Origin of the sequence: Nonomuraea sp. NPDC049646 (assembly GCF_044465525.1) — a bacterium.
Classification (GTDB): Bacteria; Actinomycetota; Actinomycetes; order Streptosporangiales; family Streptosporangiaceae; genus Nonomuraea.
The window spans coordinates 241,683-265,475 of the sequence record NZ_JBITLU010000008.1 but is presented as its reverse complement, the minus strand read 5'-3'; the positions used below and the strand labels follow the sequence as shown (position 1 = coordinate 265,475).

The following is a 23,793-nucleotide window of genomic DNA, read 5'->3' as shown; positions in this document are numbered from 1 at the left end:
GACAAACCTATTGCAGGGCGAGCGCTTATCGTGGATCGGTGCACCCTGAATCACCTGTCTGTCCCTCGCTGGTCGCCTGGGGCAACGCGTGGCTCTCCGGTCACGTCGGCCTCGACGAGGCGGCTGACCACGTGGAAGCCGTCGCGGGGCCCGTCGTCGCCGGTGACGTGCCGCTGCGTAAATACCTCGCAAACCTGCGGTCCGACGGCCTGCACGAGTTCCGGCTCGCCCTTCCCGCGCCCGGCGACCCGCTGGGGCTGTCCGGGCCGGCGACGTTCAACTCCTCCGCCGTCGAGGCCGGGCAGGCCGCGGTGGCCGTGCTGCGCGACCGGCGGCTCGGCCTGGTGCCCGTCCCCGACCGGCGCGGCTCCTCGTACGTGGGCACCCGCCTGGAGGTGCACGACGCCGGGCCCGTGCGCCAGGACCTGCCCTCGCTGGCCGAGGCCGAGCACGAGCTGTCGTCGGCCATGCGCGCCGCCACCGAGGCGCTGACCGGCGTCGACGGCCCGGTCCAGGCCCGGCCCGACCGGCCGCAGCGCGGCGGCGAGCTGGCCCCCGGCTACCCGGCCCGCGCCCACCGCGTCTCCACGCTGGCCACCCGGCTGGCCGCCGTCCTCGTCCTGGCCGACGACCGCGGGCTCACCTCGACGCAGGTCGCGGCCAGGGCCACGGCCCTGCGGGAGCTCGACCGGGCCGTCCGCCGCGCACTGGTGGCCGCCCATCACGCCATCTTCGAGCCGGTACGCCACTCGTAGGCGGCTCAGGAGCCGGCCTCCTGCTTCGGCCTCCAGAGGCGGATGACCTTGTCCTTGCCGGCCGACACGACGACCGGGCCGCCGTCCGAGGGGACGATCCCGACCGCGTACACGCCGCGCTTGTGGGCCCTGACGGGTTTGCCCAGGGGCTTGTGCGTCTCGGGGTCCCAGAGGCGGATGGTCCCGTCGGTCGAGCCGGACAGCAGGACCGTGCGGCCGCCCAGCGTGCCGAAGGACAGGGAGTAGATGATCTTCTTGTGGCCGGATAGGGGCGAGCCGATGGTCTTGCCGGTCTTCGGGTCCCAGATCCGGATCTTCCGGTCCTTGCCGCCGGACGCGACCACCGTCCGGTCTCCGAGCCTGCCGGTGGTCACCGCGTACACGCCCTTCGCGTGCCCCTTGTACGCCTTTCCGTAAGGCTTGTGGCGGGTAACGTCCCACAGGCGCAGGGTCGCGTCCTCGCCGGCCGAGACGACGATCGCCCGGTCACCGAGGTGGGTGGCGTTGAGCCAGTTCACGGACGTGCGGTGGGCCTTGACGGCCCCGCCGGTGGCCTTGCGCCTCTTCAGGTCCCAGAAGCGCAGCCAGCCGTTGGCGTCCCCGGTCACGGCGATCCACTTGCCGCCCGCCTTGGTCAGCGCGACCGAGTAGACGGCGTCACCGTGCCAGCCGAGGACCTTGCCCTTGTGCGTCTTGAGGTTCCACAGGCGGACGCTGCCGTCGTAGCCGCCGGACACCGCCATCGGGGTCTTGCCCATCATGACGGCGGCCACGGCGTACACCTCCTCGCTGTGGCCCCTCATGGTGGCCAGCGGCTTGTGCCTGCCCAGGTCCCACAGGCGGACGCGGCCGTCCTGGCCGCCGGACACCAGCCAGGTCCTGCCGTCGCCCAGGGACAGGGCGGAGATCGTCTGGACGCCCTTGGTGTGGCCCTTGAGCGACTTGCCGTCCTGCTTGCCGAGGGCGGCGACGGCCTGCGGCGGCGGGACCGTCTGCGTGGGCATGGGCGTGAGGGTGGGGCTCGCGACCGGTGTGGACGGCGGGGTGGCGGTGGCGGGCAGCGTCGCAGTGGGCTGGACAGTGGGCTGGGCCGTGGGCTGGACGGTGGGCAGACCGGGGCTCGGGGCCAGGGACGTGGTGGCCTCGGCCGCCGCGCGGGGGCTCGGCGGGGTCTCCTGGCCGAACATCCTCGGCCCCAGGAACAGCACGCCGCCGGCCAGCGCGAGCGCCACGGCCAGCGCGCCGGACACCATGATCGCGCGCCTGCGCCTGGCCTTGGCCTCGTCGGGCGGCTCGACGGCGGGGGCGTGCCTGAAGAACGCGTCGTTGCCGCTGCCGGCCGGCGCCTGCCGCGGCCCCATGGGGTACGGCGGCGGAAGCTGCGGCGGCTGTCCGAAGGGTCCGGCGGGCGTCTGCCGGACGTACCGCGTGTCCCCCTCCTGCCGGCCGCCCGCCCCGGGCCCGCCGAACGGCGCCCCGGCCTGCCCTCCCCCGGCCTCACCCGCCTGCGGCGGCCGGGCGGCGGGCGTCGCAGGTGGCGGGGCGTAGGACGCCCCGGACGGATTGGCCCACCCGGACGGATTGGCCCACCCGGACGCCGCGGGCGCCCCCTGCGGCCCCCGACCTCCTACCGGCCCCGGAGCCTTCATCCCCCCGGCAGGCCCGGACGGCCCGGACGGCCCGGCGCCCGGGAAAGGACCGGAAGGCGGCGGGCTCGAAGGGGCGGGGCCGGGGTGGTCGGCGGCGAGCCGGGAGCCGGTGTTGAGGGCGACCTCGGCGTCCAGCTCGGCCGCCGTCCCCTGGTTCTCCAGCAGGGCGAACAGCGCGTCCGCCGCCGTGGGCCGGTCCTCGGCGCGCTTGCTCAGGCACGCCTGCACCAACGGCCGCAGCTCGCCGGGCAGCGCCGACAGGTCCGGCTCCTCGTTCATCACCCGGTAGATGACCGCTGGCAGGCTGTCCTGGCCGAACGCGGGCCGCCCGGTGGCGGCGTACAGCATGGTGAGCGCCCAGCTGAACATGTCGCCGGCGGGCCCCACGCGCTCGCCCGAGATCTGCTCGGGCGACATGTACGCCGGCGTCCCGACCACCCCGCTGCTGATCGTCATCGCCGAGTCCAAGGCCCTGGCGATGCCGAAGTCGATCACGCGCGGCCCGTCGGTCCCCAGCAGCACGTTGCTCGGCTTGAAGTCCCTGTGGACGATCCCGGCCCGGTGGATGGCGGCCAGCGCGGTGACGGTGCCGACGGCCAGCCGGTACAGCGCCCCGCCCTGGCGCGGCCCCTCCCGCTGCACCACGACCTGGAGGGACACCCCCTCGACCAGCTCGCTCACGATGTACGGCTGCTCGCCGTCCAGGTTGGCCCCCAGCACCTGCGCGGTGCAGAACTGGGCCACCCGGCGCGCGGCGGCGACCTCGCGCAGGAACCGTTCCCCGTCAAGTCCGGGCCGGTCGAGCAGCGTGTTCAGCAGTTTGATGGCGACGAGCCGCCCGTCGGGGCCCGCCGCCTTGAAGACGACCCCCTGGGCCCCCTTGCCGAGGCGCGCCAGCAGCCGGTAGGCGCCCAGAGATCGCGGATCGCCGGGCTGTAATGGGTGCGTCTCCGGCACCTGGTCCTCCCCTTGCGCTGAGACCCCCGATCGAAGCGTGATGAACCATGCGAAAAGCCCGCAATCCATCCCAAGTCACGAAAGATCATCGCTGTTTGCGAAAAATTTGCCCTACGCAATAATCACGGAGAAGATCGGGGATTTCCAGCACCGTACGGGGAGCCGTCACATGCGCAAGAGCTTCAGCCTGTTGTTAGTCAGCGGCCTGGCCGCCGTGCCATTGGCGGCCCCGGCCCAGGCAGAGGCCGCGACCACTGCGACCACCGCGACCACCGTGACCACCACGACGACGCGGGCCGCCGCCAAGCCGTTCTCGAACTTCAAGATCTCCGTTAAGTACAACAACCGCACCAGAAGCGGCGGAAAGATCACTTACTACCTCAAAGCGAAGAATTTAGGGCCGTACTACGCCGACTATTACTGGATCGGCGGGCAGGTGCCCAAGGGCGTGGTGCCCACGCTGCGCTGGGGGGCGCCGAAGGGCACGAAGTGCACCTGGGAGGGCCGCTGGTTCTGGTGCTGGGGCCGATTCGTCCTGCAGAAGGGCAAGACGGACTGGCTGAACTTCCAGGTCACCATGAAGAAGGGCACCAGGGGCGTGGCCGTCGCCAAGCTCGGCGTCATCGCGTACGACGTCGACCAGGGCATGGAGAACATCGACAAGGAAGAGCTCAAGCGCCTCGGCATCAAGGGCTACACCTGGCTCAAGACGGCCAAGACCAAGATCGTGGTCCCGCCGCGCAAGCCCACCAAGCACTGGACGCCGCCGCCGCCCGTCAAGGAGTACAACCCGCCGGCCAGCCACGAGGAGTCCAACAAGAAGAAGGACACCTGACCGGCTGATCCCGGCTGATCAGGCCAGGCCGTGCCGCACTGCGTACAGCGCGGCCTGGGTCCGGTCCTGGACGCCCAGCTTCATCAGCACGTTCGACACGTGGGTCTTGACCGTCTTCTCCGCGACGGCGAGGCTGCGCGCGATCTCCCTGTTGGACCGCCCGGCCGCGATCAGCGCGAGCACCTCCCGCTCGCGCTCGGTCAGCGGCGCCGGCCCCGGCGCGGCGGCCACGGCCGCCGGGGCGGACAACATCGCCTCGGCCGCCTCCGGCGCGAGCAGCACCTGCCCGTTGTGCACCGCCCGCACGGCCTGGACCAGCGCGGACGGATCGACGTCCTTGTAGAGGAAGCCCGCGGCCCCCGCCCGCATCGCCGGGCCGACGTCGGACCGGTCGCTCACGGACGTCAGCACCACCACCCGCGTGGCCGAGCCGGCCAGCCGCTCCAGCGCGCCGAGCCCGTCGAGCACCGGCATCTTCAGGTCGAGCAGCAGCACGTCGGGCGTCAGCTCGCCGACCAGCTCGACGGCCTGCGCGCCGTCGGCCGCCTCGCCGACGACGGTGATGTCGTCCTGGAGGTCGAGGAACGTCCGCAGCCCCTGCCGGACCACCGGATGATCGTCGGCGATCAGCACCCGGATCACACGCCCACCTCCACGCGTACGGTGGTCCCCTGGCCGGGCGCCGAGGAGACCGTCATCGCCCCGCCGACCGACTCCGCCCGGTCGCGCATCGACACCAGGCCCAGGCCGCGCGACTCCCCCTGCTCGAAGCCGTCGCCGTCGTCGTGGACGGTCAGCGCCAGCGTCCCCTGGTCGAGGACCAGGCGCACGGACACCCGCGCGGCCCCTGAGTGCCTGAGCGCGTTGTGCAGCGCCTCCTGGGCCACCCGCAGCACGGCCACCTCCACCGCCGAGTCGAGCGGCGGCAGCTCGTCGCACTCGAACGTGACCAGCGAGGGGTGCAGCCGGTCGAGCATGCGCACGTGCTTGCGCAGCGTCTCGGCGAGCCCGTGGCGGTCGAGCTCGGCCGGGCGCAGCTCGACGATCACCGCGCGCAGCTCCGACAGCGCCTCCCCGGCCAGGCGCTGGACGCGTTCGAGCTCGGCGTGCGCCTTCTCGGGGGCCTTGTCCAGCATGGTGGCGACGGCCTGGGCGGTCAGCCGGAGCGAGAACAGCTTCTGGGTGACCGCGTCGTGCAGCTCGCGGGCCACCCGGTTGCGCTCCTCCAGCATGGCCAGCTCGCGCCCGCGCTCGTAGAGCCTGGCGTTGGTGAGCGCGATGGCGGCGTGCGCGGCGAACAGCGTCAGCAGCTCCTGGTCCTCCTGGGTGAACCCGCCGGGGGTGCGCTTGTTGGCCAGGAAGATGATGCCGATCACCTGGTCGGCGTCGCGGATCGGCACGCCGAGGAAGTCCTTCATCACCGGGTGCGCCTTCGGCCACCACTCGAACCGCGGATCCTCCCGCAGGTCGGGCAGCCGGGCCGGGGTGCCTTCGCGCAGCATCGCGCCGAGCATGCCGTGCTGCCTGGGCAGCGGGCCGATGGCCTCCCACTGCTTGTCGGTGATGCCCTCGGCGACGAACTCGGCGAACGAGCCGTCGTCGTCGGGCACGCCGAGCGCGGCGTAGCGGGCGTCGAGAAGGCGCTGCGCCGACCGTACGATGACCTGGAGCACCTCGCGGACCGACAGATGCCGGGTGACCGCGAGCACGGCGGAGCTCACCGCCTGCAGGATCTCGTCCCGGTCCGATGAGCTCACGGACCCACTCTAGGGGCGGAGTCCTAGGACGATGTGCCCAGGCGGGAGCGGGCCCTGCGCCCGATGCCCGCGCGGCGCGCCGATCCTAGCGTCGGTGTCATGACGAACACCGCTCTCATCACCGGCGCCTCCCGCGGTCTCGGCCTCGCCCTGGCGAGGTCCCTGGCGGAGGCGGGCTGGAACCTCGTGCTCACCGCCCGCGGCGCGGACGAGCTGCGCCGGGTCGCCGACGAGCTGGGCGCCACCGCGATCCCCGGCGACGTGACCGACCCCGAGCACATCGCGCGGCTGGGACGGGCCGTGCCCGAGCTGGACCTGCTGGTCAACAACGCCAGCGACCTCGGGGCGACCCCGCTGCCGCCGCTGGCGGGCTACCCGCTGGAGGCGTTCCGGGTCCTGCTGGAGACGAACGTGACCGCCCCGCTCGCGCTGATCCAGGCCACGCTGCCCGCTCTGCGCGCGGCCGGCGGGGCCGTGGTCAACATCACCTCCGACGCCGCCACCGGCGCCTACGCGGGCTGGGGCGGCTACGGCGCGACCAAGGCGGCCCTGGAGCAGCTGTCGAACGTGCTGGCCGCCGAGGAGCCCGGCCTGCGGGTCTGGTGGGCCGATCCCGGCGAGATGAACACCCGCATGCTCGCCGACGCCGTCGGGGCGGAGGAGGCGTCGGCGGCCACCGACCCCGCCAAGGTGGCCGCGGCGCTGCGCGACCTGGTCACGTCCCGGCCGGCCGGCGGGAAGGTGAGCCTGCAATGACGGCGCTGCTGGACTTCGCGCTGCCCGACGACCTGTCGGCCCACGAGCCGCCCGAGGCGCGCGGGCTGGCCAGGGACGCGGTGCGCCTGATGGTCTCGCGCGGCGAGGCCGAGCCCACCCATCACCGGTTCGGCGACCTGCCGGGTCTGCTCGACCCGGGCGACCTGATCGTGGTCAACAACTCGGCGACGCTGCCCGCGGCGGTCCGGCTCGACCGGCTCGCGGTGCACTTCTCCACCGCCCGCGAGGACGGCACCTGGCTGGTCGAGCTGCGCCGCAGGACGGCCAAGGCGTCCGAGCCGTACGGGGGCGGCGAGCCGGGCGAGTGGCTGCCGCTGCCCGGCCGGGCCACGCTGCGGCTGATCGAGCGGGAGACGCCGCGGCTGTGGCGGGCGCGGCTGGACCGGGACGTGCTGCCGTACCTGCGCGAGCACGGCCGTCCGATCCGCTACTCCTACGTGCCGGCCGACTGGCCCATCGACGCCTACCAGACGGTGTTCGCCACCGTGCCGGGCAGCGCGGAGATGCCGAGCGCGGCCCGGCCGTTCACCTCCGAGCTGGTCACGGCGCTGGTCTCGCGGGGCGTGACGATCGCGCCCGTCACGTTGCACACCGGCGTGGCCTCGCCCGAGAAGGACGAGCGGCCCTACGCCGAACGGTACGAGGTGCCGGCCGCCACCGCCCGGCTGGTCAACCTCACCCGGCGGAACGGCGGCCGGGTGATCGCCGCGGGGACGACCGTCGTACGCGCCCTGGAGACCGCCGTGGGCCCGGACGGCCAGGTCGGCGCCGCCTCCGGCTGGACCGGCCACGTCGTCACCCCGGCCGCCGGCGTACGGGCGGTCACCGGGCTCATCACCGGCCTGCACGAACCGCGCTCCAGCCACCTGCTCATGCTGACGGCGATCGCCGGCGAGAAGGCGCTGGCCCGCGCGTACGAAGAGGCGCTGCGGAAGGGTTATCTGTGGCACGAGTTCGGCGACACGCACTTGATTCTGGATAAATAAGCTTTACATGGATTTTGCCCTCGTGATAGGAACAGCCGACATTTACGGGGGCTTGTTCATGCGCGTCCCCGTGCTCACTTCCTCTCCGGAGACGTTAATGCGCAACTCCCTCACTAAGGTCGCCTCGCTGGCTTTGCTGGCCGGCGCGCTGATTGTTCCGGCGGTGCCCGCGTCCGCCACGACGACCGCCACGACGACCGCCGCCGCCCACACCGCCAAGGCCGCCGACGACCCGTTCGCGGTCTTCGACATCAAGTTGAAGGCGTCCAAGACGGCCAAGGCGGGCGGCCAGATCAAGTACAGCCTCCAGGCGACCAACACCGGCCCGTACTCGGCCGACGCCTGGTTCGTCGGCGGCCAGTTCCCGAAGGGCGTGGACCTCCGGAAGATCCGCTACCGCGCCCCCAAGGGCACCATCTGCGCCCTCGACGGCCGCGCCCTCTACTGCAGCGTCCCCTACGTCCTGGAGAAGGACGACTGGGTCCGCCTCGACTTCTACGCCAAGCTGAAGAAGAGCGCCATGGGCACGCAGAAGGCGACCCTCGGCGTGGTCACCTACGACGTCCAGCAGGGCATGTGGGACCAGGAGAAGGGCACGTGGTCCCTGGCCCAGGAGGAGCTTGAGCGCCTCGGCATCCCCGAGCACGGCTACGCCAAGACCGCCAGGACGCGGATCGTCCGCTAGTCCCGTGGCCGCTGCGCCCGTGTCCGAATGGCGAGCCTGCTGCGCGGGCACCGGACCGGGCGCAGTACCGTGGCTGGATGTGGACCAGCGCACCCTCCTGATCACCCTGACCGGCCCCGACCGGCCCGGTGTCACCTCCAGGCTCTTCTCCGTGCTGTCCGGGTTCCCGGTGACGGTCGCGGACATCGAACAGGTCGTCATCCGCGGCAGGCTCACGCTCGGCGTGCTCGTCGCGTACGCCGGCGGCCCGTCCACCGGCACGGGCACCACCCTCGGCGCGATGTGGACCGCCGTCGAACGGGTGGCCGAAGACCTCGGGATGGAGGTCGAGCTCTCCACCGGCTCCCAGGCCAAGGAGCAGCGCCGCCGCGGCCGCCTGTCGGTCAGCGTGCTGGGCGCCACCCTCCAGCCCGCCGCCATCGCGGGCATCGCCGGCCGCATCGCCGCCGCCGGCGCCAACATCGACCGCATCGAACGCCTCGCCCAGTGGCCCGTCACCTGCATCGAGCTGTCGGTCTCCGGCGCCAACCCGACCGCCCTGCGCGTCGAGCTGGCCGCCGAGGCCGCCGCCCAGGAGGTCGACGTCGCCGTCCAGCGCACCGGCCTGTCCCGCCGGGCCAAGCGGCTCATCGTCATGGACGTCGACTCCACCCTCATCCAGGGCGAGGTCATCGAGCTGCTGGCCGCGCACGCCGGCTGCCTCGACGAGGTCGCCCGGGTCACCGAGCAGGCCATGCGCGGCGAGCTCGACTTCGCCGAGTCGCTGCGCCGCCGGGTCGCGCTGCTCGAAGGGCTGCCGGCCGAGGTGTTCGAGCAGGTGCGCCAGGAGGTCGTGCTCACCCCGGGCGCCCGCACCCTCGTCCGTACGCTCAAGCGCCTCGACTACCGCTTCGCCATCGTCAGCGGCGGCTTCACCCAGATCACCGACGCCCTGGTCGAGGAGCTGGGCATCGACTACTCGGCGGCGAACGTCCTGGAGGTCATCGACGGGAAGCTCACCGGCCGGGTCGTCGGCGAGATCGTCGACCGGCCGGGCAAGGCCCGCGCGCTGGAGCGGTTCGCCAAGGAGGCCAGGCTGCCCATCTCCCAGACGGTGGCCATCGGCGACGGCGCCAACGACCTCGACATGATCGCCGCGGCCGGGCTGGGCATCGCCTTCAACGCCAAGCCCGTCGTCCGGCAGGCCGCCGACACCGCGGTCAACACGCCCTACCTCGACTCGATCCTCTACCTCCTGGGCATCTCCAGGGACGAGGTCGAGGCCGCCGACGCCGAGGACGGCGTGCTCACGTCCTGAACCGGGCGGTGACCTCGGCGGCCAGGTCGAGCGCGTCCTTGCAGAGCGACCTCAGCGCCGGGTGGGCGGTCACCGCGTGCCGCAGCCGCCTGCGCACCGCCGTGCCCTCCCCCGCCGCCGCCTCCTCCATCAGCGAGCTGACCTCCCGCGCCACCTCGTCGAGCTGCGACTCGAACGCGTCGGCCGCGGGCGGCGGCTCGCCTTCCCGTACGGCCTGCCCCACGGCGTCCAGCCGGTCGGCCACCGCGTCCAGCACGCCGGCGGTGGCGTCCGAGCCGGGCTCGGCCCCGCGCAGCACGGCGCCGAGCAGGATCGCGTCGTCCCTGAGCTTCCTGGCCAGCGTCAGCGCGGCCCGCAGCTCGGCCGGCGCCCTGCCGCCCGGCTCCTTGTCCAGCTTGTCCAGCGACTCGCGCAGCCGGTCGGCCGCCGTCCCGGCCGACTCCGTACGGTCGGGCAGCCGGTCCAGGTCGCCTTCGGCCGGCGCGCGTACCAGGCAGGCGTGCTCGCGCAGCAGGTCGGCGGCCAGGCCGCGCAGCCGTCCGGCCTGGCCGCGCGGCCACAGCAGCCGGGCCGCCGCCAGCGCCAGCACGCCGCCGCCCGCCGTGAGCGCCAGCCTGATCCCCGCGGCCTCCCAGTCGAGCCGGGTGGAGAAGTCGGTGAGCATCATGGCCAGCGGCGTCGCGAAGATCGACCAGTAGCCGTAGCTCACCTCGCGCAGGGCGAACCCGAGCGTGCCGAACACCAGCACCGTCCCCACGATCGTGTACGGCCCCGGCACCGCCGCCAGGATCAGCGCCGCAGCCGCGGCCCCCGCCACGGTTCCGGCCACCCGCAGCACCACCCGCTCGACGGTGTCCCCGTAGGTCGGCCGCACCGCCAGCAGCACGGTGAACACGAACCATTTGCCGTACTGCTCGTGCACCCCGAGCATCAGCGCCATCGCCACGGCGGCGGTGAGCCCCAGCCGCCCGGCGTGCTCGGGCCCCGTACCGCCCGGCGGCGGCTTCCACGGCAGCCGCGGGAACAGCCGGCGGCCCGCCACCGGCTTCCCGGGCAGCAGCCCGCGGCCGGCCGGGGGCACGTGCCGGGCGGTCAGGAGGCCGACCGTGCGCACTCCCACCGCGATCCGGTCCAGGCAGCGCCGGGCCTGGCCGAGCACCGCGCCGCTGCGCAGCGCCGCCGGGTCGGCGCCCGGCTCGCGCGCGCCCAGGCGCTCGGCGTAGTCGGCGGTGACTGCCAGCGCCTCCACCACTCCGGCCCGCCGTCCGTCCGCGGCCTCCCGCAGGTCCGCGGCCAGGGTGGTGGCCACGTCGTCGATCCCGTCCTGCTCGTCCGGGGCCGCCGCGCGCAGGGCGCGCAGCGCCACCGTCTCGTGGAAGATCCGGACCAGCGCCTCGACGTACGCGGCGGCGGAGCGGCCGGCCGCGTCCATGCTCGCGAACGCCGCCGACGCCGTGGCCGCGGTCTCCAGGGCCTTGGACGCGCGTTCCCTGCGCTCGCCCCAGTCGTCGCCGGCGAGCCCGTCGAGCAGCCCGGCCACGGCGCGGACGGCCTCGCCCAGCGCCGTCGCCAGCGGGTCGAACCGGCGCAACGGCCACAGGGCCAGGGCGAGCACCGCGTACAGGAGGCCGCCGAACACCATCAGCTCGGGCGGCCCGAAACCCGCGGGCACCGCCAGGTAGAACCCGGTGACCAGGGCGAACGCGGGCGGCGTCCCCACCGTCCGCCACCGGCCGCCCGCCGCGGCGACCGCTCCGAGCGCCAGCACCGCCCACCAGGGCCGGTCCGCCAGGTACAGGCCCAGCCAGCACCCGCCGGCGATCAGCACGATCTTGATGGCCATGGACCGCGCCCGCGCCGCGTACGGCTGCCCGTACATGTCGCCGAACGCCGTCAGATAGGCCCCGAGGGCCAGGAACGCCCCCGACTGCGGCCTGCCCGCCAGCACCCCGGCCAGCAGCGGCCCGGCCACCGCGAGCCCGCACAGCAGCCCGTACCCCCAGGGCGGACGCGCGGGCAGCGAGAAGCCGTCACGCAGCGCTCTGGCGGCCCCCCGCATAGGCGTCGTCCCCGGTCAGTGCTCCTTGGGATCCCAGTGCGTGACCAGGCGTCCCTCCCCCGGCCACAGGTCTACCCACGCCGCCTCCACCTGGATCACCGCGAACGCCCCCGGCCGGAAGCCGTAGTCGCCGCCGCCCAGTTGCAGGGCCAGCTCGTGCACCGCGGGATTGTGCCCGCACAGCACGACCGTGCCCAGCTCAGGATCGATCCTGTGCAGCAGTTCGAGCAGTTCCTCGGGATATGCCTGGTAGATGTCGCGTTCGTAGCCGATCTCCATGCCCGGGAAGGCCAGCTCGGCGGTGCGCCTGGTCCGCAGCGCAGGTGAGCAGAGCACCGCGTCGGGGCTCAGCCCGGCCGCCCTGATCTCGTCGCCGGCCCGAGCGGCGTCCCGCTCGCCGCGCTCGGTCAGCGGACGTTCGCGGTCGGCCAGACCGGGCACCTGCGCGGCCTTGGCATGGCGGAGCAGTATCAGGGTCCGCGTCACGTCATCACCTCGACCGTCATCTCCCTCGACCCGTCGTCCTCTCGGCCTGTCATCCCCTCGACGCCCAGATGCCGAGGCCGATGATCACGCCCAGGATGACCAGCATCGCCAGCAGGATCAGGCCCAGCGTCTTCCCGCCCGAGGGCCGGTTGTCCTCTTCCACCCGCCCAGTTTCCCACCGCGCCCCCGCCGTCCCCGCGCCACCCACCCGCATGCGAAGACGCCCGCCCCTGGCCGGGGCGGGCGTCTCGTCGATCGGTCGTTACGAGGCCACGGGCTCGTGCTCGCGGTCGTTGTTGGCCGGCTCGCTCGTCACCGACCTGCGCTTGGAGACGACGATGGCCGCCACGACCACCGCCACCGCCACCACCGTGATGCCGACCCGCAGCGCGGCGTTGCCCGCGTACAGGACGACGGCCGGCGCGACCAGCAGCGCCACCAGGTTCATCACCTTGATCAGCGGGTTGATGGCCGGGCCCGCGGTGTCCTTGAACGGGTCGCCGACCGTGTCGCCGATGACCGTGGCGGCGTGGGCCTCGGAGCCCTTGCCGCCGTGGTGCCCGTCCTCGACCAGCTTCTTGGCGTTGTCCCAGGCGCCACCGGAGTTGGCCAGGAAGACGGCCATCAGCGTGCCGCAGGCGATCGCGCCGGCCAGGAACGCGCCGAGCGGCGCGTAGCCGAGCGCGAACCCGACCGCGATCGGGGTCATCACCGCCAGCAGGCCGGGCGTGGCCAGCTCGCGGAGCGAGTCGCGGGTGCAGATGTCCACGACGCGGCCGTACTCGGGCTTCTCGGTGCCGTCCATGATGCCCGGCTTGTTGCGGAACTGGTCGCGTACCTCGAAGACCACCCGCATGGCCGCGCGGCCGACCGCCGAGATCGCCAGGCCGGAGAACAGGAACACCACCGCGGCGCCGACGATCAGCCCCACCAGCACGTTGGGCTGGTCGATGCTGAGGCTGAAGGTGGAGAAGGCGCCGAGCGCCGCCTTGATGTCCTGGCCGGCCTTGGAGAGCTGGTCCTCCACCGCCGTGCGGAACGCGCCGAACAGCGCCGTCGCCGCCAGCACGGCCGTGGCGATGGCGATGCCCTTGGTGATGGCCTTGGTGGTGTTGCCGACGGCGTCGAGGCTGGTGAGCACCCGCGCGCCCTCGCCCTCGACGTCGCCGGACATCTCGGCGATGCCCTGGGCGTTGTCGGAGACCGGGCCGAAGGTGTCCATGGAGACGATGACGCCGACCGTGGTCAGCAGGCCGGTGCCGGCCAGGGCCACCGCGAACAGCGCGATCGTGACGTTCCCGAACCCCAGCAGGAACGCCCCGTAGACCGCGCCGCCGATGATCAGCGCCGAGTAGACCGCCGACTCCAGGCCGACGCTGATGCCGGCGAGGATGACGGTGGCCGGCCCGGTGGCCGAGCTCTCGCCGATCTCGCGCACCGGACGGCGGTTGGTCTCGGTGAAGTAGCCGGTCAGCAGCTGGATGGCGCTGGCCAGGACCAGGCCGATCAGCACCGCGCCCACCGCGATCAGGCGCGGGTCGGCGTCGGAGGTGACGGTCGAGCCCGACAGGGCGCCGAAGCTGCTGGGCAGATACCAGAAGGCCGCCGCGGCGACCAGCACCGCCGAGATCGCGGCCGAGATGAAGAAGCTGCGGTTGATCGCCGCCATGCCGCTGCGGTCGCGGTCGCGCAGCCCGGTGACGAAGATGCCGATGATCGCCGTCAGCACGCCGATCATGGGCACGATCAGCGGGAAGATCAGGCCCTGCTCGCCGAAGGCCACCTTGCCCAGGATGAGGCTGGCGACCAGCATGACCGCGTACGACTCGAACAGGTCGGCCGCCATGCCCGCGCAGTCGCCGACGTTGTCACCGACGTTGTCGGCGATCGTCGCGGCGTTGCGCGGGTCGTCCTCGGGGATGCCCTGCTCGACCTTGCCCACCAGGTCGGCGCCGACGTCGGCGGCCTTGGTGAAGATGCCGCCGCCGACTCGCATGAACATCGCCAGCAGCGCCGCCCCGAACCCGAAGCCTTCGAGAACGTGGGGCGCCTCGCCCTGGTAGATGAAGACGACCACGGCCGCACCGAGCAGCCCGAGGCCGACGGTGAACATGCCGGCGACGCCGCCGGTGCGGAAGGCGACGCGCATGGCGCGCTTCTCGCCCGACTCGTTGGCCGCGGCGGCGACACGCACATTTCCGCGCACCGCCAACCACATGCCCATGAATCCGGTCAATGCGGAGAACACCGCACCGACCACGAAGAAGATCGAGCGACCGACGCGTACGTCCATTTCGCCCGGCAGCAAGAGCAACAGGAAGGGAATGACGATCACGAAGATCGCCAGGGTGCGGAATTGGCGCGCGAGATAGGCTGCCGCGCCCTCCTGCACGGCTCGCGCGATGTTCTGCATGCGTTCGGTGCCCTGGCCGGCGGACAGCACCTCGCGTACGAGGCCGCCGGCGACGGCTAGCGCGATCAGCGCGACCGCGGCGACCACGATCACGATGGTGAGGTTGTTACCGCTCAGGGACAGATTGGGCGCTGGCGCCAATGCCAGCATGTGCCTGCTCATCGTTCTCCTCGGCAAGACCGGTCGTCCTGCCCGAACGGTGCTGCGGATCTCTCGGCGGGCGGGTGCGGCACCATCCGGGTTGTGGGTGCCGCTTCCGGTTGAATCCGCGGTTCCGCCGGATCACCTTGGCCGGTGCCGGGAGTCTACGCAGGCACTGAACGGATATGAAGGCTCTCGGGGCGGCTATTTGCGCGGGCGTTCAGTAATCCCCTGACAGCGGGCCGGTTTGAGATCTGACAGGCGAAATTTCCTCAGGTTTACGGGCATGACAACCCCACAAATCGGACCGCCCGAAACCAAGATTAATTCCCCACGACACGCCGACCCACCCCACCACCGACCCCCCACCGGCCGGCCCAGCCCCAGAACCACCACCGGCACCCCCGCAAGGCGGCACCTCCCGGCGCCATCCGCGGGGCGCCACATCCGCGACATACGGCGCGGCACCACGACCATGGAACGCCGCCCTGCGCCACGAGCCGACGCGGCCAGCTGACTCAGTTCGCAGGACGCGGCCCGGTGCCACGGCCCGCGGGGGACTCGGCCCGATGGACGCGGACCTGACGATACGGCCGACCAGCGTGTCCCGGCGCCGTGCACCGCCCCTGACCATCCGACCAGGCGCCACTCGAGCCACTGGCCGACACTGTCCCGCTCCTGCAGGCCACTTCCACGACGGCCCGGCGTCTCCCAGCGCCCATGCGCCGCCCCTGCCACCCGATGAGCACCACTCAGTCCCTTGCCGACGCAGCCTCGCCCCTTCAAACCACCTCCGCGACAGGCCAGAGCTCTCGCGTCGGCCTCGAAGGCGCTGCACCGCCTCAAAGCGCCCTACAGCGGCCGAGGGGCGACGCCAGGCACCTGCCAACCCGTATACCTCCAACTAGGCCCGGGGCTCCCGCGCCGCCACCTCCGGATGTCGGTCCAGGCAACCCGATGCGCAGCCGCCATGGCTTCTTTCCGGTCGCCGCCAGTCACTCACCTCAGCCCTTGGCCCCTACCGCCTCGCGGCGAGCCCTTCTGGTGACCTGGCCCACTATCCCCCGTTCATCCACAGCCTGTGGACAACTCTCATCGCCTTCCACAGGCACCACTGCGGGGAGCAAGATCCCATGGCGCAGCCGCATCGCTCCACCAGAACACTCCAGGCAGGCCCAGGCCGTACTTCGCCGCCCTGGCATTCGGACCTCAGTCGCGCCCTGCCATGCAGAGTCTTCGCTTCGCGCTGAGCCTTCAACCGTCAGCCCAGGCCCTCGCCGCACTGACCATCGTCCTTCCGACTCGGGCCTTCGCCACCGTAGACCTTCGCCCTTCGACCCCAGCCTGTGACCCGCGCCCTGTAGAACCGCCTGCACAGCCGGCCCGCAGTCCGCCCATGAGCAACCGCCCAATCGGAGCCTGGGCGTCTCACCGCATGACTCAGCGGCTGAACGTGCAGAGCCGGGCTCTGGGCCTGACCTGAGCCCGAAGCTTCGTAAGCGTGCGACGCAGAGGCGTGCGCCCCTCACAACTGCTTGGACGCCATGCCGGGCTCCACGCCGGACCGTCCTGAGCCCTTCGCTTCGGCCGGTCCATGCCGAGTCCCTGCCGCACTAAACCAGGACCTCGCTGAACCGCTCCAGCGGGACCCCTGGACCAGAACTTCGCACCGGCCCGGCCAAATCCTGCGGCCAGCCCTCCGACGTCCCGCGTACATGCGCTGCCGCTCATCGCAGAGCGGCGCAGGCAGTCCAGGCATGCCAACAGAACGAGGCTCCCAGCACCCTCGTCAGGACATGCGAAAACGTGGTGCGACTCGACAGGGAGGAAGGCATGCCGCAACCGGACATCCCCTCATCCCCGTCTATCGCCCCTAAACCACACCCGACCAGCTCGAACACGCCCCCAGGGAGACAAGGGACCGATCCAAGCGATGTCAGGTCAGGAACCCGCCCCGTTGGAGGCGGGCCAGCTCATCCGGATGTTCGTCCCCTTGGGGCTGGGGAAGACCTCGACGTCATCGGCCAGACCGGAGATGACGGCGATGCCGAAGCCTGACATGAACGAGTCAGAGAGCATGCCCAGATCCAGCGGCTGCTCCTGCTTGATCTCGTCACTGGGGGCCAGATCGCTGACCGTGACCTCGAAACGCCCGGAGTCGTCACGTAGCTCGATGCGGATGGGCTCGCCCGGGCAGTGAAGTCGATGCGCCTCGACCGCCCGGGAGCATGCCTCACCCACGGCGAGCCTGACTTCGTCCAACAGCGATTCCTCCACGCCGGTACGACGGGCGATCGCCGTGGCCACCAGCCGGGCGGTCCGCACATGCGCGGGGAGAGCGCTGAACGTCAGCTCGACGGTAGCCATGCTACTTGTCTTTGCCGTGAGCTTCCTTGGCCTCGTCGACGGAAGCGTAAATCCCGAAGACCTTGGTCAGACCGGTGATGCGGAAGATCTTGAGGATGCGCTCCTGGGTGCACACCAGCTCAAGCGAGCCGTCGTGCGCCCGGACCCTCTTGAGCCCTCCGACGAGCACTCCCAACCCCGTGGAGTCGAGGAAGTCGACCTTCTCCATGTTCACCAGAAGGTGGAAGTTGCCCTTGTTCACCAGGTCGATGAGGAGCTCACGCAATCTCGGCGCCGTGTAGACATCGATCTCACCCTCGACCTCCACGATGGTGAGTCGGTCTTCGGTGCGGTGATCCAACTTCAGATCCACAGATCCTCCAGCGCCTCGCCTGCGAAAGTACTCTTGCGGGCCTGGCAATCTGGAGCGTGGCCCCAGACTGTCCGACCCTGACGCGCGGCATTCAACCACGCGTCTGGCTTGTGTCTATACGAAATCACGATTCCCGGCGACTTTGCCCATCGATGCAAGACTGGAAACAGTGACTTCCTCGGCATCCTCCCCACAACAGGCAGGTCCACTCCTCGCCCACCTGCTCGGAGTTCCCGCACGTCATGAGCGTGTCACCCATGTGGAGCATGTTCCAGCACGTCAGGCGGGTCAAGCCCGTTGGCCGGACTGGGCTCCGGAAGTCCTGGTTACGCGCTTGGCGAACCGTGGAGTTACAGGACTCTGGCCCCACCAGTACGAAGCCGCCGACCTGGCTTTCCGTGGCCGAAACGTGATCATCAGTACGGGAACGGCCTCGGGCAAGTCCCTGGCGTACCTCACGCCGGCGGTCGCATCCTGCCTCGACGGCGGCACCGTCCTGTACCTGACGCCGACCAAGGCCCTGGCCGCCGACCAGCTCCGCGGCCTGCGCGAACTGCGCATCACGCAGGTGCGCGCCGCCTGCTTCGACGGCGACACCCCCTTCGAGGAACGTACGTGGATCCGCCAGCACGCCAACTACGTCCTGACCAATCCGGACATGCTCCACCGCGGCGTCCTGCCCCGGCACGCGCAGTGGTCCTCGTTCTTCCGCCGCCTCCGCATGGTGGTCGTGGACGAGTGCCATGGATACCGCGGCGTCTTCGGCTCGCACGTGGCCCAGATCCTGCGCCGCCTGCGCCGCGTCTGCGCCCGGTACGGCTCGCGCCCCACGTTCGTGCTCGCCTCGGCCACGGCGAGCGAGCCCGGCGTGTTCGCCATGAGGCTGACGGGGCTTGAGATGGACGAGGTGACCACGGACGCCTCTCCGAAGGGTTCCACGACCATCGCGCTCTGGGAACCGCCTCTGACGGATCTGCGGGGCGAGGGAGGGGCTCCTGTGCGCCGCACGGCCACCGCGGAGACCGCTGACCTCCTCGCGGACCTGGTCCTGGCGAACGTACGGACGCTCGCGTTCGTACGTTCGCGACGCGGCGCCGAGACGGTCGCCCTGTCCGCCCGCGCCAAACTGGCCGACGTCGCCTTCTCCGTCACCGCTCCCTGGCCCCCGCACGCCACGACCGATACCGCGCCGCACACCACCCCCGATACCGCGCCGCACACCACCCCCGAAGCCGGGCCTTGGCCTCCGCACACCAGCCCCGAAACCGCGCCCCGGCCCACCCCCGAAACCGCGCCTCCGAACTTCTCCCCCAGCGCCACGCCCCCGACGCTCGCCTCCCCTTCGGCCCCTCAGGACCCCGCGTCCCCCTCCGCAACCGCAGCCCCCGGCGCCCAGGACCCACGCCACTCCACCCCGCCGAGCCCGCTCACCTGGGCCATCCCCGACGACGTCCAAGACCTGGCCGCCCTCCCCGACAAGGTCGCCGCCTACCGCGCCGGCTACCTCGCCGAGGACCGCCGCCTCCTGGAGAAGGCCCTGCGCGCCGGCACCCTCATGGGCCTGGCCACCACGAACGCCCTCGAACTCGGCGTGGACGTCTCCGGCCTGGACGCCGTACTGATCGCCGGCTGGCCCGGCACCCGCGCCTCCCTCTGGCAGCAGGCCGGCCGGGCGGGCCGCGACGGCCAGGACGCCTTGGCCGTGCTCATCGCCAGGGACGACCCCCTGGACACCTACCTCGTCCACCACCCGCAGGCCCTGTTCGGACGGCCGGTGGAGGCGATCGTCCTGGACCCGGACAACCCGTACGTCCTGGGCCCCCACCTGTGCGCCGCCGCCGCCGAGATCCCGCTGACGGACGACGACCTGCCCGTCTTCGGCACCACCACCCCCGACGTCCTGGAAGACCTGGTCGCCCGGAACCTCCTGAGACGCCGTCCCGCTGGCTGGTTCTGGACCCGCCGCGAACGCGCCACCGACCTCGCCGACATCAGAGGCGGCGGAGGCGCCCCGATCCAGGTGGTCGAGTCCTCGACCGGCCGCCTGCTCGGCAGCGTGGACGAGCCGTCCGCCCACACCACGGTCCACACCGGCGCGGTCTACATCCACCAGGGCGAGACCTTCCTCGTGGAGACCCTCGACCTGGACGCCGGAGTCGCCCTGGTCGAGGCCGCCAATCCCGACTACTCCACGTTCGCCCGCGACATCACCGACATCTCCATCCTCGCCACCCAGCGCTCCCGCCCACTCGGCCCGGGAACGCTGCACTTCGGCGAGGTGGAGGTGACCAGGCAGGTGGTCTCGTACCTGAAAAGACGCCTGCAGTCCGGCGAGATGCTCGGCGACGAACCCCTCGACCTGCCACCCCGCACCCTCCGCACCCGCGCGGTCTGGTGGACCCTGCCCGCCACGGCGGTCGCGCCGCTCGCGGCGGCGGACATCGACCTCGGCGGCGCGGCGCACGCCGCCGAGCACGCCTCGATCGGCCTGCTCCCCCTGTTCGCCACCTGCGACCGATGGGACATCGGCGGCGTCTCCACCGAACTGCACGCCGACACCGGCCTGCTCACCGTCTTCGTGTACGACGGCCACGAAGGCGGCGCGGGCTTCGCCGAACGCGGCTACGCGCGGGCCACCGACTGGCTGACGGCCACGCGTGAGGCGATCGCGTCCTGCGAGTGCGAGCGCGGGTGCCCGTCCTGCATCCAGTCCCCGAAGTGCGGCAACGGCAACGAGCCCCTGCACAAACGCGGCGCACTCCAACTCCTGGACATCCTCCTCACCCCCGCCCCCACGCCCTAACTGCCACCCTTCTCCGACCGACGCCCCGCAAAAGCCCGCTCTCCGTCGTCGGGGGCCCATAAGTCGCCGACCCCCGGCAGCGGACGCTCCCAGAAGCCCCTGTCCCCCATGCATCCGAGAAACGACTAGGCACCGCCGTCACCGTCGCGCAGCGAATGAATCATGCTCTGCAAGATTCGGAACGCGTCCGACTGCTCGGCGTCGGTCATGCCGGACAGCATTCTGACCTCCACAGACCGGACCGCCGCGCTCGCCTTCTCCAGGCTCCGTCGTCCGCGAGGGGTGAGCCGCGCGGGAAGAGCCTTCCCGACGGGCGCCTCGGCGGGCCTGGTGACGTAGCCGTCTCGTTCCAGGGTCTGGAGCAGGACGTTCATCGACTGCCGGGTCACGAACGCGCCGCGAGCCAGCTCGGAGTTCGACAAGCCGGGCCGTTGAGCCAGCAACTCCAGGCAGGAGTAGTGCGTCACGGTCATCCCGAGCGGTCGCAGCACCTCCTCCATGGCTGCGCGCAGGGCGCTCGAAGCCTCTTTCAGCAGGTAGCCCAGCGATTTGTTCAGGTCGACGCCGGCACCGTGTTGACTCATGTCAGTATTCTGACATACGTTGGGCCATGTCAGAAAACTGACACGAAGACAAGGAGCATCATCATGCCCGTCACCGGCCCCGACTTCATCTCGCTGCAAGCGCGCGACCTCGACGCTTCGCAGGCGTTCTACGAGCAGTACCTCGGCCTCGTCCGCTCGCAGGCCGGGCCTCCGCACGCCGTCGTCTTCGAGACGAAGCCGATCGCGTTCGCGCTCCGCGAGGTCGTTCCCAGCACCGATCTCGCCTCCGTCGCCCAGCCCGGCGTCGGTGCCGCGATCTGGCTGCACGCCACCGACGTCCAGGCCATCCACGACGCCCTCGTCGCCGACGGTCACACCATCGTCTCCGCCCCGATCGACGGCCCCTTCGGCCGCACCTTCACCTTCGCCGACCCCGACGGCTACCAGATCACCCTCCATGACCGCGCCTGAGGCGAGCGCCCTGGTCTTCGGGGCCACCGGGGCACTCGGTCGCCACGTCCTGGACGCGCTGGTCGCTCGGGGAACCAGCCCCGGAACGATCACCGCGGCCGGTCGGAACCGAGCGCGTCTCGCGGAACTTGCTTCCGCCGGGTTCAACACCGCCGCCGTCGACCTGTCGGATTCGGCCGGCGTCGCGGAGCTCGTTGCCAGGCACTCCGACGTCGTGTTGATCTCGGGCAGAGACCCGAGCCGCCTTGCCCAGCACGAGTCGGTCATCAAGGCGGCGAAGAACGCGAATGTCCGACACGTCTACTACACCAGCGGAGTCCGAGCCGACGACGACCGGTTCGAGATCAACGCGGACCACAGAGCGACCGAGGACGCTCTCACCGCTTCCGGCGTGACGTACACGATCCTGCGGAACACCTGGTACATCGAGAACTACATCCAGGCGCTGGCAGGCCCCCGCTTCACCGGCGTCCTCGCCGCGGCGACCGGTGACGCCGTCGTTGCCCCAGCCAGCCGGAAGGACCTGGCTGAGGCGTTGGCCGTCGTCGTCACCACAGGTGGGCACGACAATGTGACCTACAGCCTCTCCGGCGACACGAACTTCACCTACGCCGACATAGCCGAAGCGATGTCGGTCGTGCTGGAGCGCGAGGTCGCCTACCGGCCTGTCACTTCCGAAGAGCTGCAGGTAGCGCTCGTCAACTCGGGGATGGATGGCGAGCTGGCCGGCTTCTTGGCACGTCTCGACGAAACCATCGCCGCCGGGGTCTTCGCTCGGGTCGGTGACGATCTCCCTCGACTCCTCGGCAGGCCAACTACCGGCCTGGTCGAGGGACTGACGGCAGTGTGAACACCGGGCCGGCGCAGGCGAGTCGGCATCTCGGCTCGCATCGTCCCTTCTCCCGATCAGCGCGTCTGGATCACGTCGAAGCGGCCGGCGACGCTGTCCGGGGGCCGGATTCGCGTGACACACCCCGAGGCTTGCACGTGTCGGCGGTCGATCACTCGCCCCCTTTGGCGCAGGACAGTGGCCTCATGAACGGCTGCCGCTCCCGGCTGCTACCCAGGTGACATCGTGACCGGCCCCGCCCGAGACCTGCCTGTAAGGGTGTGTGCGCCGGCGATCGGCAAGGTGATCGACAAAGAGGTCCGGACATCCGCGATCTCTCCCGTGATCTCACAAGCCGCCAGCCGGACGCCGTTTCTTCTGGCCAACGCCGCCGCCCTGCCGCAAGCGCCCTCGGGATCGGCGATCGCCGCTCTGGCCGCGGCCAGAGCGCTCAGGTCGGCCGCGCTGTCAACCCGATGACGAGCCACACGAACCGCCCCCACGGCGGCCAACCCTCCGGCAACCGCCATCAGGAGCCCCATGAGGGCCACTCCCCATAAGGTCGCCGACCCTCGTTCCTTGTTCTTGATCATCTTGTCCTCGGAGTGATTGATCGGTGAAGGTCGTCGATTCGCTCGGCTTTGAGGCGCTTCTGCGCCTTCCGCGCGAACGATCTCCGTGCCGCGTCGCGGAGTTGTCGGCCCGTCTTGTGGGTAGAAGACGCCGTAGGGGTTGGAGATTTCGCCCCCCGACTGCCAGGAGGACACGAGGGCTCATGTCCTCCTGGCAGATCTCCATTCGGCGGGCACCTGCGTGACGTCACTGTTCTGTGGCGGCTGTCGCCGAGGCCGACACGCGGACGGCCGGCAGCGAAGCGCCCCAAGCTGGTCGTACATCTACTGCGATCTCTGCGTGGGTGAATTCTGCGTCTCGGGTGATCTCTACGTGTGCGTCTGGGCGAGTGGCGGAGCGGGCGAGCTCGCGGACCTGGTCCAGCGGCTCGCCTCGGGCTGCGGCGCGCACTGCCGCTCGGGCTGCGTCTACACATTCCAGCTGGACGTTCACCGCTTGTATGGCCCAGAGCGCGGCTGCCAGGACGATCATGAGCGCGGGCAGCATGGCGGCCGTCTCGGCCGTCACCGAGCCGCGTGATGCCGACCGTTGCCTGGTGGCGGCGTTCCGCGTCTGGTGGAGGGTCATCCGGTGATCTTGAGCGCTCGGTCTATGAGGGACTTCAGCATCTCCTGCACCTCGGGGCTGCTGACCACCTTGAACAGAAGCGCGGCGAAGGCGCAGGCCGCGATGGTGCCGACCGCGTATTCGGCTGTGGACATGCCGCGCTCTCGGTTCGCGACAGCGCAGGTGATCCACTTGCCCGGGTACCAGCGTGAGCTCTGCCCGGCGGGTCCGCCGGGAGGTGCGGAAGTGGTCGAGGAAACGCAGGTGGCTTCCGTCTCTACGTTGGAGGCATTGTCGGCTTCTTGAGGCGGCGCGGTGGTGGTCGGATTGGTGGAGGCGCTGGGCCGGGGTGAAGTGGCGTACGCGTGAGCTGGAGTGGGGCTGAGGGTGCCTGGCATGGTGGCGGGACCTTGCATCGTGCCTCCAGGTGGTCGGAGCCGGGTCTTGTCC

Annotated in this window: 22 protein-coding genes; 10 read left to right on the top strand and 12 right to left on the bottom strand. The window is 71.2% G+C overall.

Features of this window, described 5'->3' with window-relative positions; translation table 11 throughout:
* Positions 1-38: 38 nt before the first annotated feature.
* Complete coding sequence (locus tag ACIBQ8_RS25270) at positions 39-755, top strand: hypothetical protein (protein WP_397172814.1); 717 nt, start codon at positions 39-41, stop codon at positions 753-755.
* Positions 756-760: 5 nt separating this feature from the next.
* Here ACIBQ8_RS25270 and ACIBQ8_RS25265 read toward each other — a convergent pair whose 3' ends face one another.
* Positions 761-3,361, bottom strand: a complete 2,601-nt coding sequence (locus ACIBQ8_RS25265) for a protein kinase (RefSeq protein WP_397193112.1) — start codon at positions 3,359-3,361, stop codon at positions 761-763.
* 169 nt (positions 3,362-3,530) lie between these two features.
* On the opposite strand from ACIBQ8_RS25265, the gene ACIBQ8_RS25260 reads away from it, so the two are divergent.
* The gene (locus tag ACIBQ8_RS25260) at positions 3,531-4,196 is read left to right on the top strand and encodes a hypothetical protein (RefSeq protein ID WP_397172811.1); all 666 of its coding nucleotides are present in this window, start codon (positions 3,531-3,533) and stop codon (positions 4,194-4,196) included.
* 18 nt (positions 4,197-4,214) lie between these two features.
* Here ACIBQ8_RS25260 and ACIBQ8_RS25255 read toward each other — a convergent pair whose 3' ends face one another.
* Positions 4,215-4,838, bottom strand: a complete 624-nt coding sequence (locus ACIBQ8_RS25255) for a response regulator (RefSeq protein ID WP_397172810.1) — start codon at positions 4,836-4,838, stop codon at positions 4,215-4,217.
* Positions 4,835-5,953 (bottom strand): GAF domain-containing protein, encoded by a 1,119-nt coding sequence (locus tag ACIBQ8_RS25250; RefSeq protein WP_397193111.1) that lies wholly within the window; start codon positions 5,951-5,953, stop codon positions 4,835-4,837. Before ACIBQ8_RS25250 ends, ACIBQ8_RS25255 begins: the two co-directional genes overlap by 4 nt.
* 99 nt (positions 5,954-6,052) lie before the next feature.
* Here ACIBQ8_RS25250 and ACIBQ8_RS25245 point away from each other — a divergent pair, with 99 nt between their 5' ends.
* The 4 genes from ACIBQ8_RS25245 to serB all read left to right on the top strand — a co-directional run bounded on the left by ACIBQ8_RS25245 (position 6,053) and on the right by serB (position 9,698).
* Entirely contained in the window at positions 6,053-6,709 is a 657-nt protein-coding gene (locus ACIBQ8_RS25245; protein WP_397172807.1) for an SDR family NAD(P)-dependent oxidoreductase, read from the top strand.
* Positions 6,706-7,716 (top strand): S-adenosylmethionine:tRNA ribosyltransferase-isomerase, encoded by a 1,011-nt coding sequence (locus ACIBQ8_RS25240; RefSeq protein WP_397172805.1) that lies wholly within the window; start codon positions 6,706-6,708, stop codon positions 7,714-7,716. The genes ACIBQ8_RS25245 and ACIBQ8_RS25240 overlap by 4 nt, the downstream gene beginning before the upstream one ends.
* Positions 7,717-7,813: 97 nt before the next feature.
* Complete coding sequence (locus tag ACIBQ8_RS25235; RefSeq protein WP_397172803.1) at positions 7,814-8,401, top strand: hypothetical protein; 588 nt, start codon at positions 7,814-7,816, stop codon at positions 8,399-8,401.
* A gap of 79 nt (positions 8,402-8,480) precedes the next feature.
* Positions 8,481-9,698: a phosphoserine phosphatase SerB gene (serB, locus tag ACIBQ8_RS25230; protein WP_357966193.1), complete on the top strand. Its 1,218-nt coding sequence runs from the start codon at positions 8,481-8,483 to the stop codon at positions 9,696-9,698.
* On the opposite strand, the gene ACIBQ8_RS25225 is transcribed toward serB, so the two are convergent.
* From ACIBQ8_RS25225 to ACIBQ8_RS25205, 5 genes are all read right to left on the bottom strand, one after another.
* Positions 9,688-11,757: an FUSC family protein gene (locus tag ACIBQ8_RS25225; protein WP_397193110.1), complete on the bottom strand. Its 2,070-nt coding sequence runs from the start codon at positions 11,755-11,757 to the stop codon at positions 9,688-9,690. The genes serB and ACIBQ8_RS25225 overlap by 11 nt on opposite strands.
* Positions 11,758-11,772: 15 nt before the next feature.
* Positions 11,773-12,243: a SixA phosphatase family protein gene (locus ACIBQ8_RS25220; RefSeq protein ID WP_397172800.1), complete on the bottom strand. Its 471-nt coding sequence runs from the start codon at positions 12,241-12,243 to the stop codon at positions 11,773-11,775.
* 262 nt (positions 12,244-12,505) lie between these two features.
* Positions 12,506-14,818, bottom strand: a complete 2,313-nt coding sequence (locus ACIBQ8_RS25215) for a sodium-translocating pyrophosphatase (protein ID WP_397172799.1) — start codon at positions 14,816-14,818, stop codon at positions 12,506-12,508.
* 1,920 nt (positions 14,819-16,738) lie between these two features.
* Positions 16,739-17,164, bottom strand: coding sequence for an ATP-binding protein (locus ACIBQ8_RS25210; RefSeq protein WP_352357402.1), 426 nt, complete (start codon positions 17,162-17,164; stop codon positions 16,739-16,741).
* A 1-nt stretch (position 17,165) separates the two neighbouring features.
* A complete protein-coding gene (locus ACIBQ8_RS25205; protein WP_043629845.1) occupies positions 17,166-17,516 on the bottom strand; it encodes an STAS domain-containing protein in 351 nt (116 codons plus the stop codon).
* A gap of 409 nt (positions 17,517-17,925) precedes the next feature.
* Between ACIBQ8_RS25205 and ACIBQ8_RS25200 the strand changes: the two genes are divergently transcribed.
* On the top strand, positions 17,926-20,319 hold the full coding sequence (locus tag ACIBQ8_RS25200) for a DEAD/DEAH box helicase (RefSeq protein ID WP_397193109.1): 2,394 nt from the start codon (positions 17,926-17,928) through the stop codon (positions 20,317-20,319).
* A 125-nt stretch (positions 20,320-20,444) separates the two neighbouring features.
* On the opposite strand, the gene ACIBQ8_RS25195 is transcribed toward ACIBQ8_RS25200, so the two are convergent.
* A complete protein-coding gene (locus ACIBQ8_RS25195; protein ID WP_397172795.1) occupies positions 20,445-20,903 on the bottom strand; it encodes a MarR family winged helix-turn-helix transcriptional regulator in 459 nt (152 codons plus the stop codon).
* 63 nt (positions 20,904-20,966) lie between these two features.
* Between ACIBQ8_RS25195 and ACIBQ8_RS25190 the strand changes: the two genes are divergently transcribed.
* Entirely contained in the window at positions 20,967-21,335 is a 369-nt protein-coding gene (locus ACIBQ8_RS25190; RefSeq protein ID WP_397193108.1) for a VOC family protein, read from the top strand.
* Positions 21,322-22,185 carry an NAD(P)H-binding protein gene (locus tag ACIBQ8_RS25185; RefSeq protein WP_397193107.1) on the top strand — a complete coding sequence of 288 codons (864 nt, stop codon included), beginning with the start codon at positions 21,322-21,324 and terminating at the stop codon, positions 22,183-22,185. Before ACIBQ8_RS25190 ends, ACIBQ8_RS25185 begins: the two co-directional genes overlap by 14 nt.
* Before the next feature lie 209 nt (positions 22,186-22,394).
* Here ACIBQ8_RS25185 and ACIBQ8_RS25180 read toward each other — a convergent pair whose 3' ends face one another.
* Complete coding sequence (locus ACIBQ8_RS25180) at positions 22,395-22,757, bottom strand: Rv3654c family TadE-like protein (RefSeq protein ID WP_397193106.1); 363 nt, start codon at positions 22,755-22,757, stop codon at positions 22,395-22,397.
* 226 nt (positions 22,758-22,983) lie between these two features.
* The gene (locus ACIBQ8_RS25175; RefSeq protein ID WP_397193222.1) at positions 22,984-23,268 is read right to left on the bottom strand and encodes a TadE family type IV pilus minor pilin; all 285 of its coding nucleotides are present in this window, start codon (positions 23,266-23,268) and stop codon (positions 22,984-22,986) included.
* On the opposite strand from ACIBQ8_RS25175, the gene ACIBQ8_RS25170 reads away from it, so the two are divergent.
* Positions 23,237-23,371: a hypothetical protein gene (locus tag ACIBQ8_RS25170; RefSeq protein ID WP_397193225.1), complete on the top strand. Its 135-nt coding sequence runs from the start codon at positions 23,237-23,239 to the stop codon at positions 23,369-23,371. The genes ACIBQ8_RS25175 and ACIBQ8_RS25170 overlap by 32 nt on opposite strands.
* Here the strand turns inward: ACIBQ8_RS25170 and ACIBQ8_RS25165 are convergent.
* Positions 23,361-23,741, bottom strand: coding sequence for a DUF4244 domain-containing protein (locus tag ACIBQ8_RS25165; RefSeq protein ID WP_397193104.1), 381 nt, complete (start codon positions 23,739-23,741; stop codon positions 23,361-23,363). The genes ACIBQ8_RS25170 and ACIBQ8_RS25165 overlap by 11 nt on opposite strands.
* Positions 23,742-23,793: the final 52 nt, after the last annotated feature.